The following is a 16,925-nucleotide window of genomic DNA, read 5'->3' as shown; positions in this document are numbered from 1 at the left end:
GTGGTTGCGCCAGGTGGGCAGGCTCAACAATTATTCAACATGCAGGCTCACTCAAAAGCGCTTGAGTTTACCACTTAAGGTGCATTTTCTGCCATGCCAAATGGGCAAAATCCCCGTGCCATCACAAAATTAACCTGCAATGAATAAGCCCCCGACACCTTGTAAGTAGTGGTTTTAAAGGTTTTTTTATTTCGATACCTCGATGGGGGTATTTGCCGTTGTCTCCACTATCAGCAAAAAGCCTTGATGCCGAAATATACCCCCTTGGATGTAGCCCTTTCGGGGCCAATGGGGGAAATATGTTTAATTTTTGTTGGCAGGTTATCGAGGAGAATCCTGTGGTAGAACCGGTTTCAGGAGAGTGACGGTTTGCCAACGCAGCTCGGGGTGCGCGGGGCGTGGCCTTTTTCCTGCCACTCGCTCTCTGTGTAGGTATGCAACGCCAGTGCATGAACGGCACCGGCCAGCTCATCGGCCAGCACCGAATTGACCTGACGATGACGGGCCAGCAGCCGCTGCCCTGCAAATTGCTCGCTGACGATCACCACCTTGAAGTGGCTCTCAGATCCCGGTTCCACACGGTGCATGTGGCTCTCGTTCATCACCTCCAGCACGGAGGGGGAGAGGGCGGCGGTCAGCTTGGCTTCAATCAGTTGTTGGATGGTCATCGGATCGGCTTCCAGAGTGAATGTTGGGCCATTCTATCGGCAGTCGCGGGATGGAATAAGCCCCCGTAAGAGGGAAATCACCCGTGAGTTGCCCCCTTGATGCGCATCGAACTGGTGAAATTCCTGCTCCTCGCTAGAATAGCGCCACTTTGCGTCGCCCCTGGCGCCTGTATACACGAATCAAGCCGAGGTTGGACTCTTCCTATGCAAACCCTTCTCGACACTCCCCATTGCCAGCTCACGCTCTACCGCTATCCGCGCCAGAGTCAGGAGACCCTGCAAGCCTGGGATGCGGCTGACGAATATCTGATCAACACCCTGGCGGAGTCCCCCCTTGAGCAGGCGGGCCCCGTCATCATCATGAATGACGGTTTTGGCGCGCTGGCCGCCTATCTGCATCCGCACTCCCCCTGCTGCGTCACCGACTCTTACATCAGTGAACGGGCGACCCTGGCCAATCTGGCCGAAAACGGACTGGATGCAGGCGGTATCCGCTTGCAGGATGCGCTGGCGCCGCTGCCCGATGCCCCTGCTCTGGTGGTGATCAAGGTCTCCAAATATCAGGCACTGCTGGAGCAGCAACTGCTGGCATTGCGTGCGGTGGTGACACCGGCAACCCGTGTTATCGCTGCCGGCAAGGCGAAGGATATTCATACCTCCACCCTCAAGTTGTTTGAGAAGTATCTGGGGCCTACCCGTACCTCGCTGGCCTGGAAGAAGGCGCGCCTCATTCACTGCGAGCCGCAGGCAGAACGTCCCGCGCTGGCCAACCCCTTCCCGACTGTCTGGCCGCTGGAGGGGAGTGGCATGCTCATCCACAACCATGCCAACGTCTTCTCGCGCACCAGTCTCGATATTGGTGCCCGCTTTATGCTGGACAACCTGCCCATCCACAGTGCCCGCAAGGTGATCGATCTGGGCTGTGGCAACGGGGTGCTGGGTCTGTCGCTGCTCGCCAAAGACAGCGAGGTGGAGGTGACCTTTATCGATGAATCCTATATGGCGGTCGCCTCGGCACAGCTCAACGTCGAGCACAATCTGCCCGATGCACTGCCGCGCGCCCGCTTTATGGTCAATAACTGTCTCGACGGGGTGGCGGTCGGCTCGGCGGATCGGATCCTCTGCAACCCTCCTTTCCATCAGTTACAGGCGATCACCGATCATATTGCCTGGCAGATGTTCAGCGATGCGCACCGGGTGTTGCCTCAGGGGGGTGAACTCTGGATAGTAGGCAACCGTCATCTGGACTATCACAACAAACTCAAGCGCTTGTTTGCCAACGCACAAGTCGTTGCGTCGAACAGCAAATTCGTTATTTTGAAAGCCATCAAACGCTAAAGCCAAAGGAAACCATGATGAAAAAGTCACTCTTGCTGCTGGCCGCCCTGATGCTGGGCGGGTGTGCCACTCATTGGCCGGAGACGGCGCTGCTCAATCCGCAGGTGATCCCCGCCAACCAGCAATACTACTCTGGCAATCGCATCACCATGGAAGGGGTAGACAAGCGTGAGGCTGCCTACGTCTTCTCCATCAAACATAAAGAGAAAGCCCCCGTGCTGGTCAACAGCGAGCGTCCGCTCAACCTGCTGATGGCCGAGCGGCTGGCCGAAGGTCTGCGCAGCCAGGGTCTGGAAGTGGGCAACAGTGGCACCACCAACCTGACGCTGGTGATCTCCAACGCTGCAGTCAATGTGGAAGAGAAGACCTTTACCTATGTCACCAAGTCCCGCGTCAGCCTGCAGGTGATCGCCGATTTTCAGGGCAACCGTCTGACCAAGCAGTTCAACATGTCCTCCAGCAAGGAGAGTCCGAGCGAGCCAAGTATGGCCGATCTGGAGTCTACACTGAACCTGCAACTGGGTAGCGTGCTGCAGCAGATCATGGCGGATGATGCGCTGCGCGGTTACCTGAAAGGTCAACCGAACGGTGCAGGGGTCTGATGATGAAAAAACTCTGGTTGCTGGCCATGCTGATCGCCCCGCTGGCGTTCGCAGGCCCGAAAGTCAGAATGGAGACCAACCACGGCAATATCGTGGTGGAGCTGGCGTCCAAGCAGGCGCCCCAGACGGTGAAGAACTTCCTGCGTTACGTGGCTGATGGCAGCTATGACGGCAGCATCTTCCACCGGGTGATCCAGGATTTCGTGGTGCAGGGTGGGGGCTACAACCAGCAGTTCCAGCAATTGCCGACTTATGAGCCTGTGGTCAACGAGTCGCGTGGCGGTCTGCCCAACAAGCGTGGCTCCATCGCCATGGCTCGCACCCAGGCGGTCGACAGCGCTACTCGCCAGTTCTACTTCAATCTGGTCGACAACAATAACCTCAACGCCGGTGGCGCCGCGGGTTATACCGTGTTCGGTCAGGTGGTTCAGGGGATGGAAGTGTTGGACAAGCTGGCTCAGGTACAGACCGGTTACAGCCCCATTCTGCGCGCCAACGATGTGCCGACCAGTCCCATCATTCTGAAGAAGGTGGTCTTGTTGGCAGAAACGCCGGCAGACAAGAAAGTCGACAAGAAAGCGGGCAAGTAATCCTCGCCGGACGCGGTTCGTCACCTCGCCTCGTCAGGTCACAATACAAGGCTCATCCCGTTCGGGATGGGCCTTTTCTCTATCCGGGCTTCTTTTGCCTATCTCTTTGCTTGCCTTGGCTATCTGCCATCAACCTGCCAAAATGACGCACTTTTCCAAAGTTGTCAGGTAGTTGAACATGATCCGCAAACCAAGCTGGAGAGAGTCCCTCGCCGTTTATCTCGAATTTCGGGTATTTATTCTCTTTGCCATGGGTTTTTCATCGGGTCTGCCGCTGCTGCTGGTGTTCGGTACCCTCTCATTCTGGTTGCGCGAGGCCGATGTCAGCCTGACCGATATCGGCTATATGAGCTGGGTGGCGCTCGCCTATGGCTTTAAATGGCTGTGGTCACCGTTGGTGGATCGCATGCCGCTGCCGTTGCTCTCCACGCTGCTGGGGCGTCGCCGCAGCTGGATGTTTTTCTCCCAGCTGTTGATTGCCGCCGCGCTGGTCGGCATGGCGTTCTGCGATCCCAAGACCGAGCTGGCTCAGTTGGCGATGTTTGCCCTGCTGGTGGCCTTTGCCTCGGCCACGCAGGATATCGTTATCGACGCCTATCGCATCGAATCTGCTCCCGAGCGGCTACAGGCGGCGATGGCGGCCTCCTACATGACCGGTTACCGGCTGGCGATGATCATGGCGGGCGCCGGTGCGCTGGCACTGGCAGCCTGGTTTGGTAGCAATAGTGGCTATGACTATCGTGGCTGGCAGATTACCTATCTGGTGATGGCGGGCCTGATGTCACTCGGGGTCATCACCACGCTGTTTTGCCACGAGCCGGATATCGATCTGGCCGAGCAGGGCAAACAACAGGCCGAACGCAAGGCGCAGCTCCTGAATAAAGGGTGGCCTGCGCTGCTGGCGAGTGCCGGGGCCTGGGGCTATGAGGCGGTCTGGTGTCCGTTTGCCGACTTCTTTCGTCGCTATGGCAGCTCGGCGCTGCTGATCCTGGCTCTGATCGCCTGCTATCGGGTTGCCGATGTGGTGATGGGGGTGATGTCCAACAGCTTCTATGTGGATATGCAGTTCAGCAAGACCGAGGTTGCCACCATTACCAAGGTGTTTGGCGTCATCATGACGCTGGTGGGCGCTGCGCTGGGGGGCGTGCTGGTGATGCGCTTCGGCACGCTGCGCATCCTGTTCTTGGGGGCGCTGCTCACCGCCAGCACCAACCTGTTGTTTGCCTTGCTCAATCAGGTTGGTCACAACCTGGAACTGCTGACGCTGATTATCTCGCTGGATAACCTCAGTGCCGGTATCGCTACCGCAGCCTTCGTGACCTATCTCTCCAGCCTGACCAATGTGGCATTTTCGGCCACTCAGTACGCCCTGTTCAGCTCGGTAATGTTGCTGCTACCCAAGTTGCTGGCCGGTTTTTCCGGACAGGTTGTGGAGCAGATTGGCTACAGTGCCTTCTTTGTCGGAACCAGTTTATTGGGCTTGCCCGTGTTGTTGTTGATTGTGCTTGTCGCCAGAAAAGGGAGTGAGTTGCTCTCAACGGCTGACAAATAGCAAGCGTTTGCGTAGAATCAGGGGTGATTAGATTCACACTTCCGGATAAAGTTCCCGAGAAGTTGTTTCACCCCCAATTTTATTTGATTAGAATCCCTCTCGCTCCTTGTGGGCAGGCTACGGAAAACCTCAACTAACGCACAAGAGACCAATAAAATGGCCAAATTTACCAAGACTCTGATCGCTGCCGGTCTGCTGGCTGCTGCCGCTACCCCGGCCTTCGCTGCTGACTACAGCGGTGATATCCACAAGAATGACTACAAGTGGATGCAGTTCAACGTAATGCACACCATCGACCAGCGCCCTTTCACCACCGGTGAAGAGGACTACAACGATACCTATTTTGAAATGGAATTCGGTGGTCGCTCCGGTCTGTTTGATCTGTACGGCTATGTCGACGTATTCGATATTTTCGACTCCCGCCACAGCAACAAACACCATGGTCAGAACCTGTTCATGAAGTTTGCGCCGCGCATGTCTCTGGATGCTCTGACTGGTAAAGATCTCTCCTTTGGTCCTGTGCAAGAGCTCTACATTGCCAACCTGAACAACGTTGGCGACAAGCAGATGGAAAATCAGATTGGTCTGGGCGCCGATGTGATGGTTCCTTGGTTTGGCAAGGTAGGCATGAACCTGTATGCCCGTCATTCCACTGAGAACCAGTTCTTTACTGAAGAAGAAGGCGACTGGAACGGTTATCAGTTCTCCATGAACTGGTTCAAGCCCTTCTACACCTTCGGCAATGGCAGCTTTGTCTCCTACCAAGGCTATCTGGATTATCAGTTCGGTCTGGATACCCATGACCGTGCTGACCGTACCAGCGACAACCTGGCTACTTTCCACGGTATCTACTGGCACTCCGATCGTTATGCCGTTGGTTACGGTCTGAAGTACTTTATGGATGCTTATGGTACCAAAGATGGTTCCACTGCATACGATGGTACTCCTTGGAAGAGCACCGGCTTCAGCCACTACTTCTCTGTTACCTACAAGTTCTAATAAAACTTGGGGTACAAAAAACCGGAGCATCTGCTCCGGTTTTTTTATGGCCGCGATGTAGATAGCGTGGCGCGAGTAATCAAGTGCGCCACGGCTGAGTGGATAAATCAGTCGCGGAAGTTCTGGAACTGCATCGGTTGACCCAGTTCGGCGCCACGGACCAGTGCCATGGTCTCTTGCAGATCGTCACGCTTCTTGCCGGTGACACGTACTTCATCACCCTGGATGGCGACCTGTACCTTGATTTTGGAGTCCTTAATCAGCTTGACCAGCTTCTTGGCGATCTCTTTCTCGATCCCCTGTTTGAACTTGACGGTCAGGTGGAAGCGTTTGCCGGAGTGAACGGAGTCACCCACTTCCATGGAGCTGTTTTCGATGTTGCGCTTGAGCAGGGCACCACGCAGGATTTCGACCATCTGCTTGAGCTGGAAATCAGCATCAGCTTCCAGCTTTACCTCTTCCTTGTTCAACTCGAAGCTGGCTTCTACCCCACGAAAATCGAAACGGGTGGCCAGTTCACGATTGGCGTTGTCGACTGCGTTCAACACCTCGTTCATTTTGACTTCAGAGACAATATCGAATGACGGCATAGCCGGAGCTCCTCATGTTGCGTTATCGGGGGGCAAATCTACCAGAAAACGGGCAAATTTGCTGATTTTGATGGGGTTGCTCTGCTAGAATCCCCTGCGCACAGGACGGGTGGACCCGTTAGTGTCCACCAGCGACATCTTCACTTATCCCCGGTAACAGGTTGAGAGGATTGCAACCCTTACCCTGACAGAGTCACACCATGCCAAGCGGATTAAAAAATTCCCGACAGCCCGTTATTCCACCCGTTACTCCGAAGTGGTCACTGTTGGGTTGTGGCGCCCTCGGCGGCGTTTTTGCCTCCCTGTTGACCCAGAGTGGTCAATCCACCCGTGTCTTGTTACGCGAACATCATAAGTCCACGCTCCATCCGGGGATCGATTTCACCTCGCTGGAGGGGCATGTCCAGCTGCTCAATATCGAGCGCGGGTTTGTCAGCAAACCCGGCAAGATCCAGCGTCTGCTGGTGATGACCAAGGCCAGTCAGGTGATTGCCGCACTGACGCCGCTGGTGGGTAAGCTAGATGCCGGCGTGCCGATCGTGCTGCTGCACAACGGGATGGGCATTGCCGAGCAGGTGGTCGAGATGTTCCCGCACAATCCGGTGATTGCCGGTGTCACCAGCCATGGTGCCATGCAGTGCGGCCATTTTGTCTTCCGTCATACTGGCAAGGGGGAAACCTGGCTTGGCCCGATCAACGATGCCGCCAAGGCCCATGCCGCGCTCGCGGACGAGCTGGCGCTGGCACTGGGGCAGGCTGGCTGGGATGAGCAGGTATTGACGCGCCAGTGGCAAAAGCTGGCTATCAACTGTGCCATCAATCCCCTGACGGCCCTCTACAAGCTGAAAAATGGCGAGCTGGCTGGCCCCCGTTTTGCCGATGCCCTGCAGCAGATCTGCGTGGAAGTGGCGGATGTGATGTGTGCAGAAGGGATTGCAACCACGGCAGAGGAGTTGCAACGCCGGGTGATGACAGTGGTGGAACTGACCGCTGACAATTACTCCTCCATGCATCAGGATATGGAGCTGGGACGCGAGACCGAGATTGAGGCCATCACCGGCTTCCTGCTGGCCAAGGCTGCCCGGCATGGCATTGCCGTACCGGTCAATCAGGGTCTCTATCAGGCGATCAAAGAGAAGAGTCAGGCCGTCTGACCTTTTACATAGCAGAGCAAGCAGCAAGGAGGCGAACGTGAGTGTACTGGTGCTGGTGGCTCCCGGGTCGGAAGAGATAGAGACGGTCGCCATTGTCGATACCCTGGTGCGCGCCAGCATCGAGGTGGTGCTGGCCTCTTGTTGCCCAGCCGGATCCCGGCAGGTGAAGGCATCGCGCGGGGTACAGCTGGTGGCCGATTGTCATATCGACGAACTGACCCGTCGGGATTTTGAAGCCATCGTGGTACCCGGCGGCTTGCCCGGCAGCGAAGTGATCCGCGATACCCCGCTGGCCATCGATCTGCTCAAAGAGCAGGCCGCTCTTGGCCGCTGGCGCGCTGCCATCTGCGCCGCCCCTGTGGTGGTGTTGCAACATCACGCTCTGCTGGATGGTGCCATCGTCACCTGTCATCCCGGCTTTCAGCCCCGACTACCGACATCGCAGCTGTCACATGAGCGGGTAGTCAGAGATGAGGCTCATCGCCTTATCACCAGCCAGGGGCCGGGCAGCGCCATCGAGTTTGCGCTTGAACTGGTCCGGGTGCTGTGCGGGGATGAAGTGGCGGCCACTGTCGCTGGCCCTATGGTGCTGCCTTGAGCGCACTCTGCTGCAGAATCAAGCTGGCCATGCTTTGAAAAACGGGCCCCGATCAAGATGATCGGGGCCCGTTTGTTATCTGCCGTTGTCGGTCACGCCATCTTGTCCGGCTCAGTAGTCGTACTGTGAGCACTGTTTTTTGTTGTACTCAGTTTTCCAGCGTGCCAATTCTTGCTCTGTGCCGAGCTTGTCTCCTTTCTTGATAGCCTGTTCCAGTATCTCAATCCGGTCGTACAGCCAGCGGCACTCTGCCGTCGGGTTGTTCTTGCCGATGCCGGTCAACGGTAGCAAACAGAGTCCCAACCAAAGATATTTCATCCCGAACGCTCCTTGTCATTGTGGCAGTGAAGGTCTCCTTGGAGTCTACTATTTTAGCCGCAACAAGAGAGATAGAGCTGCGGTTATCCTTGGGGTAAGATGATGTCATGTCTGTTTATTTATACAGTGGTATGCGCAAAATCATCCATATCGACATGGACTGCTTTTTTGCCGCGGTGGAGATGCGGGACAATCCGGCGTTGCGGGAGGTGCCGCTCGCCATCGGTGGGGCCTCCGAGCGACGCGGCGTTATCTCGACCTGCAACTATGTGGCGCGCCGGTTCGGGGTGCGCTCCGCCATGCCGAGCGCACTGGCGAAAAAACTCTGCCCACCGCTGGTACTGATCCCTGGGCGAATGGCGGTGTACAAGGATATCTCCCGTCAGCTCAGGGCCATTTTCCTCCGCTATACCGATCAGGTTGAACCACTGTCGCTGGACGAGGCTTACCTCGACGTGACCCACAGTCGCTGTTGTGGCGGTAGCGCCACCCTGATGGCGCAAGAGATCCGGCAAGCCATCGTCACCGAACTGGGGTTGACCGCCTCGGCCGGAGTGGCCCCCAACAAGTTTCTCGCCAAGCTCGCCTCGGAGCAGCGCAAACCCGATGGTCTGTTTGTCATTCGTCCCGACGAAGTGGCTGAATTTGTCTGCCAGTTGCCCCTCGGCAAACTGCCCGGGGTTGGGCGCAAGACTGCCGAGCGGCTGGAGGCGCAAGGGCTCTACACCTGTGAGGATGCGCGGGCTTTGTCGGCACAAGAGCTGTGCAGCCGTTTTGGCAAGCTGGGGGAGATGTTGACGACCCGGATCTGGGGGCTGGATGAACAGCCGGTGCAGGCGCACCGGATCCGCAAAACCATCGGGGTGGAGACCACCTTGGCGAGCGATGTTTGTGACGAAGCCGCCTGTTTGACGGTATTGCAGCAACTGCTGCCGGAGCTGGAGCGGCGATTTCAGCTGGCGTGCCCTGCCGAGCAGGTGATGGGGCAGGGGATCAAGCTCAAGTTTGCCGATTTCCACCAGACCACTGTCTATCGCAGTCAGGGTGGCTATCAGCCAGCCTTGTTCGTTCCCCTGCTCAAAGAGGGGTTACAGCGGGCGCAAGGGCGTTCGGTTCGCCTGCTGGGCTTGGTGGTGGGTTTGCCAAAAGAGGGTGAAGATAATCAACTCTCGCTGGATTTGCTGTGAGAGAGTTAAGTTTTTGTTTATAAAGTCGATAATCTATCCATATCTGTATGACGTAGGAATATTGGCATGAGCGCTCTTTCTGTCCAGGGTCGGATTACCCTGATCGCCGGTTGCTGTCTGTTGGTGACAGCCGCCGCTCTGGTTGCCTCTTCGATTTACAACGCGAACAAGATGCAACAGCAGGTGCGGCAAGCCACCATGCATGAGGCGCAGCAGTCGGCCGAGAACTGGATGAAGGCGATGGGCTCGGAGCAGGCGGCCAAGGTGACCAGCTATCTCGATGAGGCCTATTTCCGCGCCAGTTTGCTGGCGGAGAGCGTGTTGTTCCAGCGCAAGAATGCGGCCGAGAACTTTGTCCATTCGGAGGCGCTGCGCAGCGCCGTCAATCAGCAATTGCACGATGCCGTTGCCTCATCGACCAATCTGCTTGGTGTCTATGCGGTGTTCGAGCCTGACCAGCTGGATGGGGAAGACAGCAACTATCAGGGCTCAACGGCGCTGGGTTCCAACGACAAGGGGCGTTTTTCCAGTTACTGGGCCTACGACAACGGCAAGATAGAGCCGGAAGTGCAGAATGAGGATGTACTGGCCGATGAGAGCCCGACCGAGGCTGGTGGAATCGAAAATGAGTGGTATCGCTGCAGCATTCGCACCCGTGCCCTCTGCCTGCTGGAGCCCTATCTGGACGATGTGGGCGATAAACAGATATTGATGACCTCGGTGACGGTCCCGCTACTGGAGCAGGAGACCTTGCTGGGGATGGTCGGGGTCGATATCTCGCTGGCCACTTTGCAGAGTCTGGTCAGTACCATGGACAAGGAGCTCTATGACGGCAAGGGCAGAATCTTGCTGGTCAGTCACGAGGGGCGCGTGGCGGGAGCCGATGAGTTCGATGTGACCATGGGGCGTGGGCTGGATCAGAAGTATCAGGGGCTGGCCAGCGAGCTGAAAGGCTGGCTCAGTCAGGGTCAGGAGCTGACTCGCTGGAGCAGCGATGGCACCTTGTTGCAGACCTTTGTCCCGGTATCCATGCGTGGCACCGACCGTAAATGGGGCATCTACATTGAATTGCCACGGGCCGTAGTGCTGGCCTCGGCCCAGCAACTGCAAGATGAGCTGGCCAGTGAGGCCAATCGCAGCGTGGTCTCGCAACTGTCGATCGGGGTGCTGATCTCGCTGGTGGCCCTGAGTTTTATCTGGTTGATGGCGCGCCAGATTGTGGCGCCCATCCGCGCCGTGGTTGCCCGCCTCAAGGATATCGCCAGCGGTGAGGGGGATTTGACCCAGCGTATCGAGATCCAGCGGCAAGACGAAATCGGCGAGCTGGCCAAGTGGTTCAACAGCTTCCTCAACAAGTTGCAATCCACCATCAGTCAGGTGATTGATACCGTCTCCGGTACGCGCAACAGTGCCGAGCGAGCTGCGCAAGTGGCCGAGCGCACCAGCAGTGGCATGCAGGCCCAGTATCAGGAGATCGATCTGGTGGCGACGGCATTTGAAGAGCTGAGCGCCACGGCGTTGCAGGTCTCCGGTAATGCCGGCTCGGCGGTGGCAGCCGCCAACACCACTGATGCCGCGGCGCAAGAGGGCAAATATGTCGTTGCCGACACCCAGGAGGCGATGCGCAAGCTGATGACCATCATCAACGATGCCCAGCCGGTGGTGGAGCGACTCTCCGCCAACAGCGACAACATCAACGATATTCTCACCGTGATTCAGGGAATTGCCGAGCAGACCAACTTACTGGCGCTGAATGCGGCTATTGAAGCGGCGCGGGCCGGTGAGCAGGGCCGTGGCTTTGCCGTGGTGGCCGATGAGGTGCGCAATCTGGCCGGTCGCACCCAGAATGCCATCGTCGAGATACAGACCCTGATCAGCCAACTGCAATCCGGTACCGGCGCCGTGGTCAAGGCGATCCGCGATGGTCATGGTCAGGCTGACGAGACGCTCGCCAAGGTGGATCTCTCGGTGCAGGTGCTGGAGCAGATTATCCAGTCGGTCTCCACCATCCATCAGATGAACGAGCAGATTGCCCGGGCGGCACAGGAGCAGAGCCGCGTGGCGGACGAGATCAACCGCAACGTCAGCAACATTCGCGATGTGAGCCACACCATTCGGGCCGAGGCGGCGACCTCCGCCGAAAATGGTCGCGAGCTCTCTGCGCTGGCGGACAAGCAGCAGCAGCTGGTGGGGCAGTTCAAGGTATAGAAGATGAAAAAAGGCGCCATCCAGCTGGAGGCGCCAAACACATTCAGATGACAGACTGGGTCAAACCGGTGAGATTTGAGCCCCTCTTCCCGCAGAGGAAGAAACACAACACCACAATCGCAGTCGAAAGACTCACTAAAAACACATGTAAACCAACACGTAGTAGAAAATGTGAGCCATATGACGACTGATTGCTGGGCGAATTATGTTTATTCACTGGTCGACCCGCAACCGACAAATTATAATGCGCCCCATTAGAAAAACTCATCGTCGGCTGGTGTCATGTCTCGTCGTTTACCCCCGCTCAATGCCCTCAAGGCCTTTGAAGCAGCGGCTCGTCACTTAAGCTTTACCCGCGCAGCAGAAGAGTTGTTTGTGACTCAGGCTGCCATCAGTCACCAGATCAAGGCGCTGGAGGAGTATCTTGGCATCAAGCTGTTCCGCCGCAAAAATCGCTCCTTGTTGCTGACCGAAGAGGGGCAGGGCTATTTCCTGGATATCAAGGACATCTTTGCCTCCATTTCTGAGGCGACCGACAAGCTGCTGGCCCGCAGTGCCAAGGGGGCGTTGACTGTCAGTTTGCAGCCGAGTTTCGCCATCCAGTGGCTGGTGCCGCGGCTGGTCAAATTCAGCGAGCGTCATCCTGATATCGATGTACGGATCAAGGCGGTCGATCTCGATGAAGGGTCGCTCACCGACGATGTGGATGTCGCCATCTACTACGGGCGCGGCAACTGGCCGGGTCTGCGCTCGGACAAGCTCCATACCGAATACCTGATCCCGGTCTGTTCCCCCTTGTTGCTGACCGGGCCCAAACCGCTGCGTACGCCGCAAGATTTGACTCTTCATACCCTGCTGCACGATACCTCCCGCCGCGACTGGAAGGCTTGGTTCCGCCAGCTCGATATCGATGCACCCAACGTCAATCAGGGGCCCATCTTCAGCCACTCCACCATGGTGATCCAAGCGGCGATCCACGGCCAGGGGGTGGCGCTTGGCCACAGTGTGCTGGCACAACCCGAGATTGAGGCCGGCCGCCTTATCTGCCCGTTCGAGCAGGTGCTGGTGAGCAAAAATGCCTTCTATCTGGTGTGCCAGGAACAACAGTCGGATCAGGGCAAGATCGTGGCCTTCCGCGACTGGATGCTGGAGCTGGTGGAGCAGGAAGAGGCGCGTCGCAGGGCAAGGCTCGCCGATGCGTGAGGTGATCCGCGAGGGGGCAATTGATGCCCCCGTTCGCATTTTGCTGGCCCACGGGGCAGGCGCGGGGATGGATCATGCCTTTCTTACCGAGTTGTCACGTCTGCTGGCTGGCCCCGACATCGAAGTGGTGCGCTTCAACTTTCCCTACATGACAAAGCGTGCACAGGATGGCAAACGCCGCCCGCCGGACAGGGCGCCTGTGCTGCTCGCCCATTGGCGCGACATGATCCGCGAGTTTGCCCATCCACGGCTGTTTCTGGCGGGCAAGTCGATGGGCGGGCGGATGGCGGCGGAACTGTATCGTGAAGGCGAGGGTGAGATGAATGCTGCAGGATTGCTCATTCTCGGGTATCCTTTCCACCCTCCGGCCAAGCCCGACAGCTGGCGAGGCGAGGTACTCAAGCATATTGCAGTGCCAACCCTGCTGTTGCAGGGGGAGCGCGATACCTTCGGTAGTCGCGCTGAACTGGCCGATTTCCCCTTCTCACCCGCCGTATCGGTCCATTGGTTGACCGATGGTGATCATGGTTTCAAACCGCGAAAAGCCAGTGGCGTGAGTGAGCAGGATAATATGCAGCATGCAGCGGCGGCCATCAGCCATTTTGTGGCCCGGCACGGATAGCACGATAGGGTTGGTTTGATTGCCAGCCTCGATGAGAGAGGGAGAGTGAGGATGCAGATCCATCGACATTGGCTGATACTGGCCGGTCTCTTCGGGTTGACGGCCACCATGCTGGGGGCTTATGGCGCCCATGGATTGGCGGCGACCGGTATTACGCCCGAGCGTCTGGCGGCGTTCAATACCGCCGTGCAATATCAGTTTTTTCACGCATTGGCCCTGCTGGTTCTGGGCTGGTGTGGTGTGCGCAGTAGGGTGATCCACTTGGTTGGCACCGCTTTTGTGCTGGGGATCATCGGATTCTCCGGCAGTATTTACGCCATGGTGCTGCTTGGCAGCAAGGGGCTGGGGTTGATTACCCCGGCCGGTGGCCTCTGTTTTATGTTGGGATGGGCGGCCCTCTGCTGGGCTGGCTGTCGTCTTGGAGGAAAAAATGAATAATCTGCTGCTTTATTGCCGCCCCGGTTTTGAGAAAGAGGCGGCTGCAGAGATCACCGAGCGTGCCGGTAACATGCAGTGCTACGGTTTCGCCCGGGTCAAGGACGACAGCGGTTATGTGATCTTCGAACTGTATGACGAGGAGCAGGCGGACCTGCTGGCTCGCAAGCTGCCATTCCGGGAGCTCATCTTCATCCGCCAGATGCTGGTGGTAACCCATGAGCTGAAGGATCTGGATGTCGCGGACAGGATCTCCCCCATCCTTGAGGCGGTGAGTGACTACACCATTTGCGGTGATCTGCGGGTCGAAACCGCGGACACCAACGAAGCGAAAGAGCTGTCGGCCTTCTGCCGCAAGTTCACCGTGCCGCTTCGTCAGGCGCTGCGCAGCAACGAGATCCTGACCAAGAAGGAGACGCCAAACCGTCCGGTGTTCCACGCCTTCTTCATGGCCAATGATCATGTCTTGCTGGGCTACTCCTATTCGTTCAACAACTCCGGATTCCACATGGGGATCCCGCGCCTGCGCTTCCCGGCCGATGCGCCGAGCCGCTCCAGCCTCAAGCTGGAGGAGGCGTTTTACGTGTTCGTGCCGCGGGAAGAGTGGGATGTGCGTCTCTGCTCAGGCATGAAGGCGGTGGATCTGGGCGCCTGCCCGGGTGGCTGGACCTATCAGCTGGTGCGTCGTGGCATGATGGTGACGGCGGTCGACAACGGCATGATGGCCCAATCCCTGATGGATACCGGTCAGGTCAAGCATATCCGGGATGACGGTTTCGTCTGGCGTCCGAGCAAGAAGAACACCTACTGGCTGGTGTGCGACATGGTCGATAAACCGGCTCGGGTCGTTCACATGATTGCGGACTGGTTCCGTGAGGGTGACTGCCAGGAGGCGATGTTCAACCTCAAGCTGCCGATGAAAAAGCGTTATGCTGAATCGGTACACAATATCGAAGTGCTGCGCGAGATGCTCAAGGAGATCGACAACGCGTTCGTGATCCAGGCCAAGCAGCTCTATCACGATCGAGAAGAGATCACCGTACATGTTTACAACAAGTACTGGGTCTCCAAACTCGAGCCCAAGGCGTGATGTAGCCGTTCAGCCCGTACGATAAATACCAAGGCCGACAGGGAAACCTGTCGGCCTTTTGCTATTCGGCTGCCGGAAAATATCAGAAACGGTAATCGAGGCGCAGGGAGGATTCGTCGTCGGTCACCTTGATCTCTATCTGCAGCGGGATGGTTTTGTCGACCGGATTGAATTGCATCTTTATCCCGTCTCCTCTCAGCCTGAGGGCGGTGTTCATTCCGCCAGCCTTGAACTTGACCTTGGGTCTGAAGCGTTCAACCGACAGACTGACGCTCTTTTCCGGGGTCAGATTGAGCTGCGGGTAGGAGGTGATCTTTTGATTACCAAAGTTGTCGGTGGAGACTTCAATACCAAACGACAGGGGTTTGGGCGCTTTTAGCAGGTCGTTGGTATTCAGGCTCGAGCGCCATACCTCGGTGGCAGTCCGTTTTTCCTGCTGTGGCAGTTTGGCGGTTTGGGTCTGTTGATCCTGCTCGAAAGCACTGGCAGTACCACACACTAGCATCAGGCCCGACACCAGATAGCACCCGTATCCCTTCATGAAAAACACTCCCTGTTCTTTTTCTCTATTGAACATAGTTGCTGTTCGGGGAGTGGAAAAGGATTCGGAAATATAAAAAAGGGAGCCGAAGCTCCCTTTTAAAATCAATGAATTAACTCACAGGCGATCGATGATAGCCTGGGTGAATTCGCTGGTGGAAGCCGTGCCACCCAGATCGCGAGTGACCCGATCACCGGATTCGATGGTGGCTCGTACTGCTTCGCGTATCCGCTCTGCTTTATCCTGCATGCCGAGGTACTCCAGCATCTGGATGGAGGCGAGGATCACCGAGGTCGGGTTGGCAATGTTCTTGCCTGCAATGTCGGGGGCAGAGCCGTGGACCGCTTCGAAGATGGCCGCGCCATCGCCGATGTTGGCGCCGGGCGCCATGCCAAGGCCGCCAACCAGACCGGCGCAAAGATCCGAGAGGATGTCGCCGAACAGGTTGGTGGTGACCATGACATCGAAACGCTCCGGGTACATCACCAGGTTCATGCAGGCGGCATCGACGATCATCTCTTCGCTCTGGATATCCGGGTAGTGGCTGGCGATTTCACGGGCTACTTCGAGGAACAGGCCGGAGGTCGACTTGAGGATGTTCGCCTTGTGGATGATGGTGACCTTCTTGCGCCCTTCCTGACGAGCCAGCTCGAAGGCAAACTTGACGATGCGCTCGGCCCCTTCGCGGGTGATGATGCTCATCGCCTCGGCACTCTTGTTGTCATCGCTGCGCTTCTGACCTGCACCCGAGTACATCCCTTCGGTGTTTTCGCGCACTGTGATGATGTCGATGTTGTCGTAACGGCTTCTGGTGCCCTTGAAGGAGATGACCGGGCGCACGTTGGCGTAGAGGTTGAACTTCTTGCGCAGGGAGACGTTGATGGAGGTAAAACCGCCGCCGACCGGCGTGGTCAATGGCCCTTTCAGGCTCACCTTGTTCTTCTCAATCAGATCCAGGGTAGCCTGGGGCAGCAGCTCGCCATGCTTCTCGAGGGCAACCAGACCCGCATCAGCGTATTCGTACTCAAAGTCACAGCCCGCATGGGTCAGGATCTGGATGGCTGATTCAATGATGCTGGGGCCGATGCCGTCGCCGGGGATCACGGTAATTTTTCTTTTGGACATGAGAGGGTTCCACTTCCAGGGTATAGGGGAGGATGGGGCTGCTTTATAGCATTTACTCAGCAAACCAACCACATTCCTTTACATTCTACTCACTTTTATCAACAG

18 protein-coding genes are annotated in these 16,925 nt (G+C 57.2%); 13 read left to right on the top strand and 5 right to left on the bottom strand.

Annotated elements, in window-relative coordinates; translation table 11 throughout:
* Positions 1 to 353 precede the first annotated feature (353 nt).
* Positions 354 to 668 carry a BolA family protein gene (locus ACB035_RS06795; RefSeq protein ID WP_371166951.1) on the bottom strand — a complete coding sequence of 105 codons (315 nt, stop codon included), beginning with the start codon at positions 666 to 668 and terminating at the stop codon, positions 354 to 356.
* Positions 669 to 872: 204 nt separating this feature from the next.
* Here ACB035_RS06795 and ACB035_RS06790 point away from each other — a divergent pair, with 204 nt between their 5' ends.
* The 5 genes from ACB035_RS06790 (at position 873) to ACB035_RS06770 (ending at position 5,749) form a co-directional block, all read left to right on the top strand.
* On the top strand, positions 873 to 2,006 hold the full coding sequence (locus tag ACB035_RS06790) for a methyltransferase (RefSeq protein ID WP_216948125.1): 1,134 nt from the start codon (positions 873 to 875) through the stop codon (positions 2,004 to 2,006).
* Positions 2,007 to 2,023: 17 nt separating this feature from the next.
* Entirely contained in the window at positions 2,024 to 2,608 is a 585-nt protein-coding gene (locus ACB035_RS06785; protein WP_005349692.1) for a YajG family lipoprotein, read from the top strand.
* 2 nt (positions 2,609 to 2,610) lie between these two features.
* The gene (locus tag ACB035_RS06780; protein WP_050547831.1) at positions 2,611 to 3,198 is read left to right on the top strand and encodes a peptidylprolyl isomerase; all 588 of its coding nucleotides are present in this window, start codon (positions 2,611 to 2,613) and stop codon (positions 3,196 to 3,198) included.
* Positions 3,199 to 3,370: 172 nt separating this feature from the next.
* The gene (locus ACB035_RS06775; protein ID WP_323929746.1) at positions 3,371 to 4,750 is read left to right on the top strand and encodes an MFS transporter; all 1,380 of its coding nucleotides are present in this window, start codon (positions 3,371 to 3,373) and stop codon (positions 4,748 to 4,750) included.
* A 156-nt stretch (positions 4,751 to 4,906) separates the two neighbouring features.
* Positions 4,907 to 5,749: an outer membrane protein OmpK gene (locus ACB035_RS06770; RefSeq protein ID WP_069554294.1), complete on the top strand. Its 843-nt coding sequence runs from the start codon at positions 4,907 to 4,909 to the stop codon at positions 5,747 to 5,749.
* A gap of 107 nt (positions 5,750 to 5,856) precedes the next feature.
* Here the strand turns inward: ACB035_RS06770 and ACB035_RS06765 are convergent, their stop codons facing one another.
* Entirely contained in the window at positions 5,857 to 6,339 is a 483-nt protein-coding gene (locus tag ACB035_RS06765; protein ID WP_005338634.1) for a YajQ family cyclic di-GMP-binding protein, read from the bottom strand.
* 200 nt (positions 6,340 to 6,539) lie between these two features.
* On the opposite strand from ACB035_RS06765, the gene ACB035_RS06760 reads away from it, so the two are divergent.
* Both ACB035_RS06760 and ACB035_RS06755 read left to right on the top strand, forming a co-directional pair.
* A complete protein-coding gene (locus tag ACB035_RS06760; RefSeq protein ID WP_005349703.1) occupies positions 6,540 to 7,493 on the top strand; it encodes a ketopantoate reductase family protein in 954 nt (317 codons plus the stop codon).
* A 37-nt stretch (positions 7,494 to 7,530) separates the two neighbouring features.
* Complete coding sequence (locus ACB035_RS06755) at positions 7,531 to 8,091, top strand: DJ-1 family glyoxalase III (RefSeq protein WP_371166950.1); 561 nt, start codon at positions 7,531 to 7,533, stop codon at positions 8,089 to 8,091.
* Between the two features lie 111 nt (positions 8,092 to 8,202).
* On the opposite strand, the gene ACB035_RS06750 is transcribed toward ACB035_RS06755, so the two are convergent.
* The gene (locus ACB035_RS06750; protein WP_005338629.1) at positions 8,203 to 8,409 is read right to left on the bottom strand and encodes a hypothetical protein; all 207 of its coding nucleotides are present in this window, start codon (positions 8,407 to 8,409) and stop codon (positions 8,203 to 8,205) included.
* 131 nt (positions 8,410 to 8,540) lie between these two features.
* On the opposite strand from ACB035_RS06750, the gene dinB reads away from it, so the two are divergent.
* The 6 genes from dinB to rlmM all read left to right on the top strand — a co-directional run bounded on the left by dinB (position 8,541) and on the right by rlmM (position 15,154).
* Positions 8,541 to 9,596, top strand: coding sequence for a DNA polymerase IV (dinB, locus tag ACB035_RS06745; RefSeq protein ID WP_136501509.1), 1,056 nt, complete (start codon positions 8,541 to 8,543; stop codon positions 9,594 to 9,596).
* Between the two features lie 66 nt (positions 9,597 to 9,662).
* A complete protein-coding gene (locus ACB035_RS06740) occupies positions 9,663 to 11,804 on the top strand; it encodes a methyl-accepting chemotaxis protein (RefSeq protein ID WP_120414960.1) in 2,142 nt (713 codons plus the stop codon).
* A 282-nt stretch (positions 11,805 to 12,086) separates the two neighbouring features.
* The gene (locus ACB035_RS06735; RefSeq protein ID WP_005338622.1) at positions 12,087 to 13,007 is read left to right on the top strand and encodes a transcriptional regulator GcvA; all 921 of its coding nucleotides are present in this window, start codon (positions 12,087 to 12,089) and stop codon (positions 13,005 to 13,007) included.
* Complete coding sequence (locus tag ACB035_RS06730) at positions 13,000 to 13,629, top strand: alpha/beta family hydrolase (protein WP_371166949.1); 630 nt, start codon at positions 13,000 to 13,002, stop codon at positions 13,627 to 13,629. The genes ACB035_RS06735 and ACB035_RS06730 overlap by 8 nt, the downstream gene beginning before the upstream one ends.
* Before the next feature lie 51 nt (positions 13,630 to 13,680).
* Complete coding sequence (locus tag ACB035_RS06725; protein ID WP_371166948.1) at positions 13,681 to 14,067, top strand: DUF423 domain-containing protein; 387 nt, start codon at positions 13,681 to 13,683, stop codon at positions 14,065 to 14,067.
* Positions 14,060 to 15,154, top strand: a complete 1,095-nt coding sequence (gene rlmM / locus ACB035_RS06720; RefSeq protein WP_005338617.1) for a 23S rRNA (cytidine(2498)-2'-O)-methyltransferase RlmM — start codon at positions 14,060 to 14,062, stop codon at positions 15,152 to 15,154. The genes ACB035_RS06725 and rlmM overlap by 8 nt, the downstream gene beginning before the upstream one ends.
* Positions 15,155 to 15,236: 82 nt before the next feature.
* Here rlmM and ACB035_RS06715 read toward each other — a convergent pair whose 3' ends face one another.
* Positions 15,237 to 15,695, bottom strand: coding sequence for a hypothetical protein (locus ACB035_RS06715; protein WP_005349721.1), 459 nt, complete (start codon positions 15,693 to 15,695; stop codon positions 15,237 to 15,239).
* A 117-nt stretch (positions 15,696 to 15,812) separates the two neighbouring features.
* The gene (locus ACB035_RS06710) at positions 15,813 to 16,820 is read right to left on the bottom strand and encodes an isocitrate dehydrogenase (protein ID WP_005349723.1); all 1,008 of its coding nucleotides are present in this window, start codon (positions 16,818 to 16,820) and stop codon (positions 15,813 to 15,815) included.
* Positions 16,821 to 16,925 lie beyond the last annotated feature (105 nt).

Source organism: Aeromonas sp. S12(2024), assembly GCF_041402305.1.
Lineage (GTDB): Bacteria > Pseudomonadota > Gammaproteobacteria > Enterobacterales > Aeromonadaceae > Aeromonas > Aeromonas veronii.
Note: the sequence above shows the minus strand (reverse complement) of the source record. Positions and strands in the feature narration are given on the sequence as shown.

Excerpts from the sequence above, each read along its gene's own strand:
- ACB035_RS06730 (WP_371166949.1), top strand. The coding sequence starts at position 13,000 with ATGCGTGAGGTGATCCGCGAGGGGGCAATTGATGCCCCCGTTCGCATT.
- ACB035_RS06795 (WP_371166951.1), bottom strand. The coding sequence starts at position 668 with ATGACCATCCAACAACTGATTGAAGCCAAGCTGACCGCCGCCCTCTCC.
- rlmM (WP_005338617.1), top strand. The coding sequence starts at position 14,060 with ATGAATAATCTGCTGCTTTATTGCCGCCCCGGTTTTGAGAAAGAGGCG.
- ACB035_RS06710 (WP_005349723.1), bottom strand. The coding sequence starts at position 16,820 with ATGTCCAAAAGAAAAATTACCGTGATCCCCGGCGACGGCATCGGCCCC.
- ACB035_RS06760 (WP_005349703.1), top strand. The coding sequence starts at position 6,540 with ATGCCAAGCGGATTAAAAAATTCCCGACAGCCCGTTATTCCACCCGTT.
- ACB035_RS06725 (WP_371166948.1), top strand. The coding sequence starts at position 13,681 with ATGCAGATCCATCGACATTGGCTGATACTGGCCGGTCTCTTCGGGTTG.
- ACB035_RS06740 (WP_120414960.1), top strand. The coding sequence starts at position 9,663 with ATGAGCGCTCTTTCTGTCCAGGGTCGGATTACCCTGATCGCCGGTTGC.
- ACB035_RS06735 (WP_005338622.1), top strand. The coding sequence starts at position 12,087 with ATGTCTCGTCGTTTACCCCCGCTCAATGCCCTCAAGGCCTTTGAAGCA.
- ACB035_RS06785 (WP_005349692.1), top strand. The coding sequence starts at position 2,024 with ATGAAAAAGTCACTCTTGCTGCTGGCCGCCCTGATGCTGGGCGGGTGT.
- ACB035_RS06750 (WP_005338629.1), bottom strand. The coding sequence starts at position 8,409 with ATGAAATATCTTTGGTTGGGACTCTGTTTGCTACCGTTGACCGGCATC.
- ACB035_RS06780 (WP_050547831.1), top strand. The coding sequence starts at position 2,611 with ATGAAAAAACTCTGGTTGCTGGCCATGCTGATCGCCCCGCTGGCGTTC.
- dinB (WP_136501509.1), top strand. The coding sequence starts at position 8,541 with ATGCGCAAAATCATCCATATCGACATGGACTGCTTTTTTGCCGCGGTG.
- ACB035_RS06765 (WP_005338634.1), bottom strand. The coding sequence starts at position 6,339 with ATGCCGTCATTCGATATTGTCTCTGAAGTCAAAATGAACGAGGTGTTG.
- ACB035_RS06790 (WP_216948125.1), top strand. The coding sequence starts at position 873 with ATGCAAACCCTTCTCGACACTCCCCATTGCCAGCTCACGCTCTACCGC.
- ACB035_RS06715 (WP_005349721.1), bottom strand. The coding sequence starts at position 15,695 with ATGAAGGGATACGGGTGCTATCTGGTGTCGGGCCTGATGCTAGTGTGT.
- ACB035_RS06770 (WP_069554294.1), top strand. The coding sequence starts at position 4,907 with ATGGCCAAATTTACCAAGACTCTGATCGCTGCCGGTCTGCTGGCTGCT.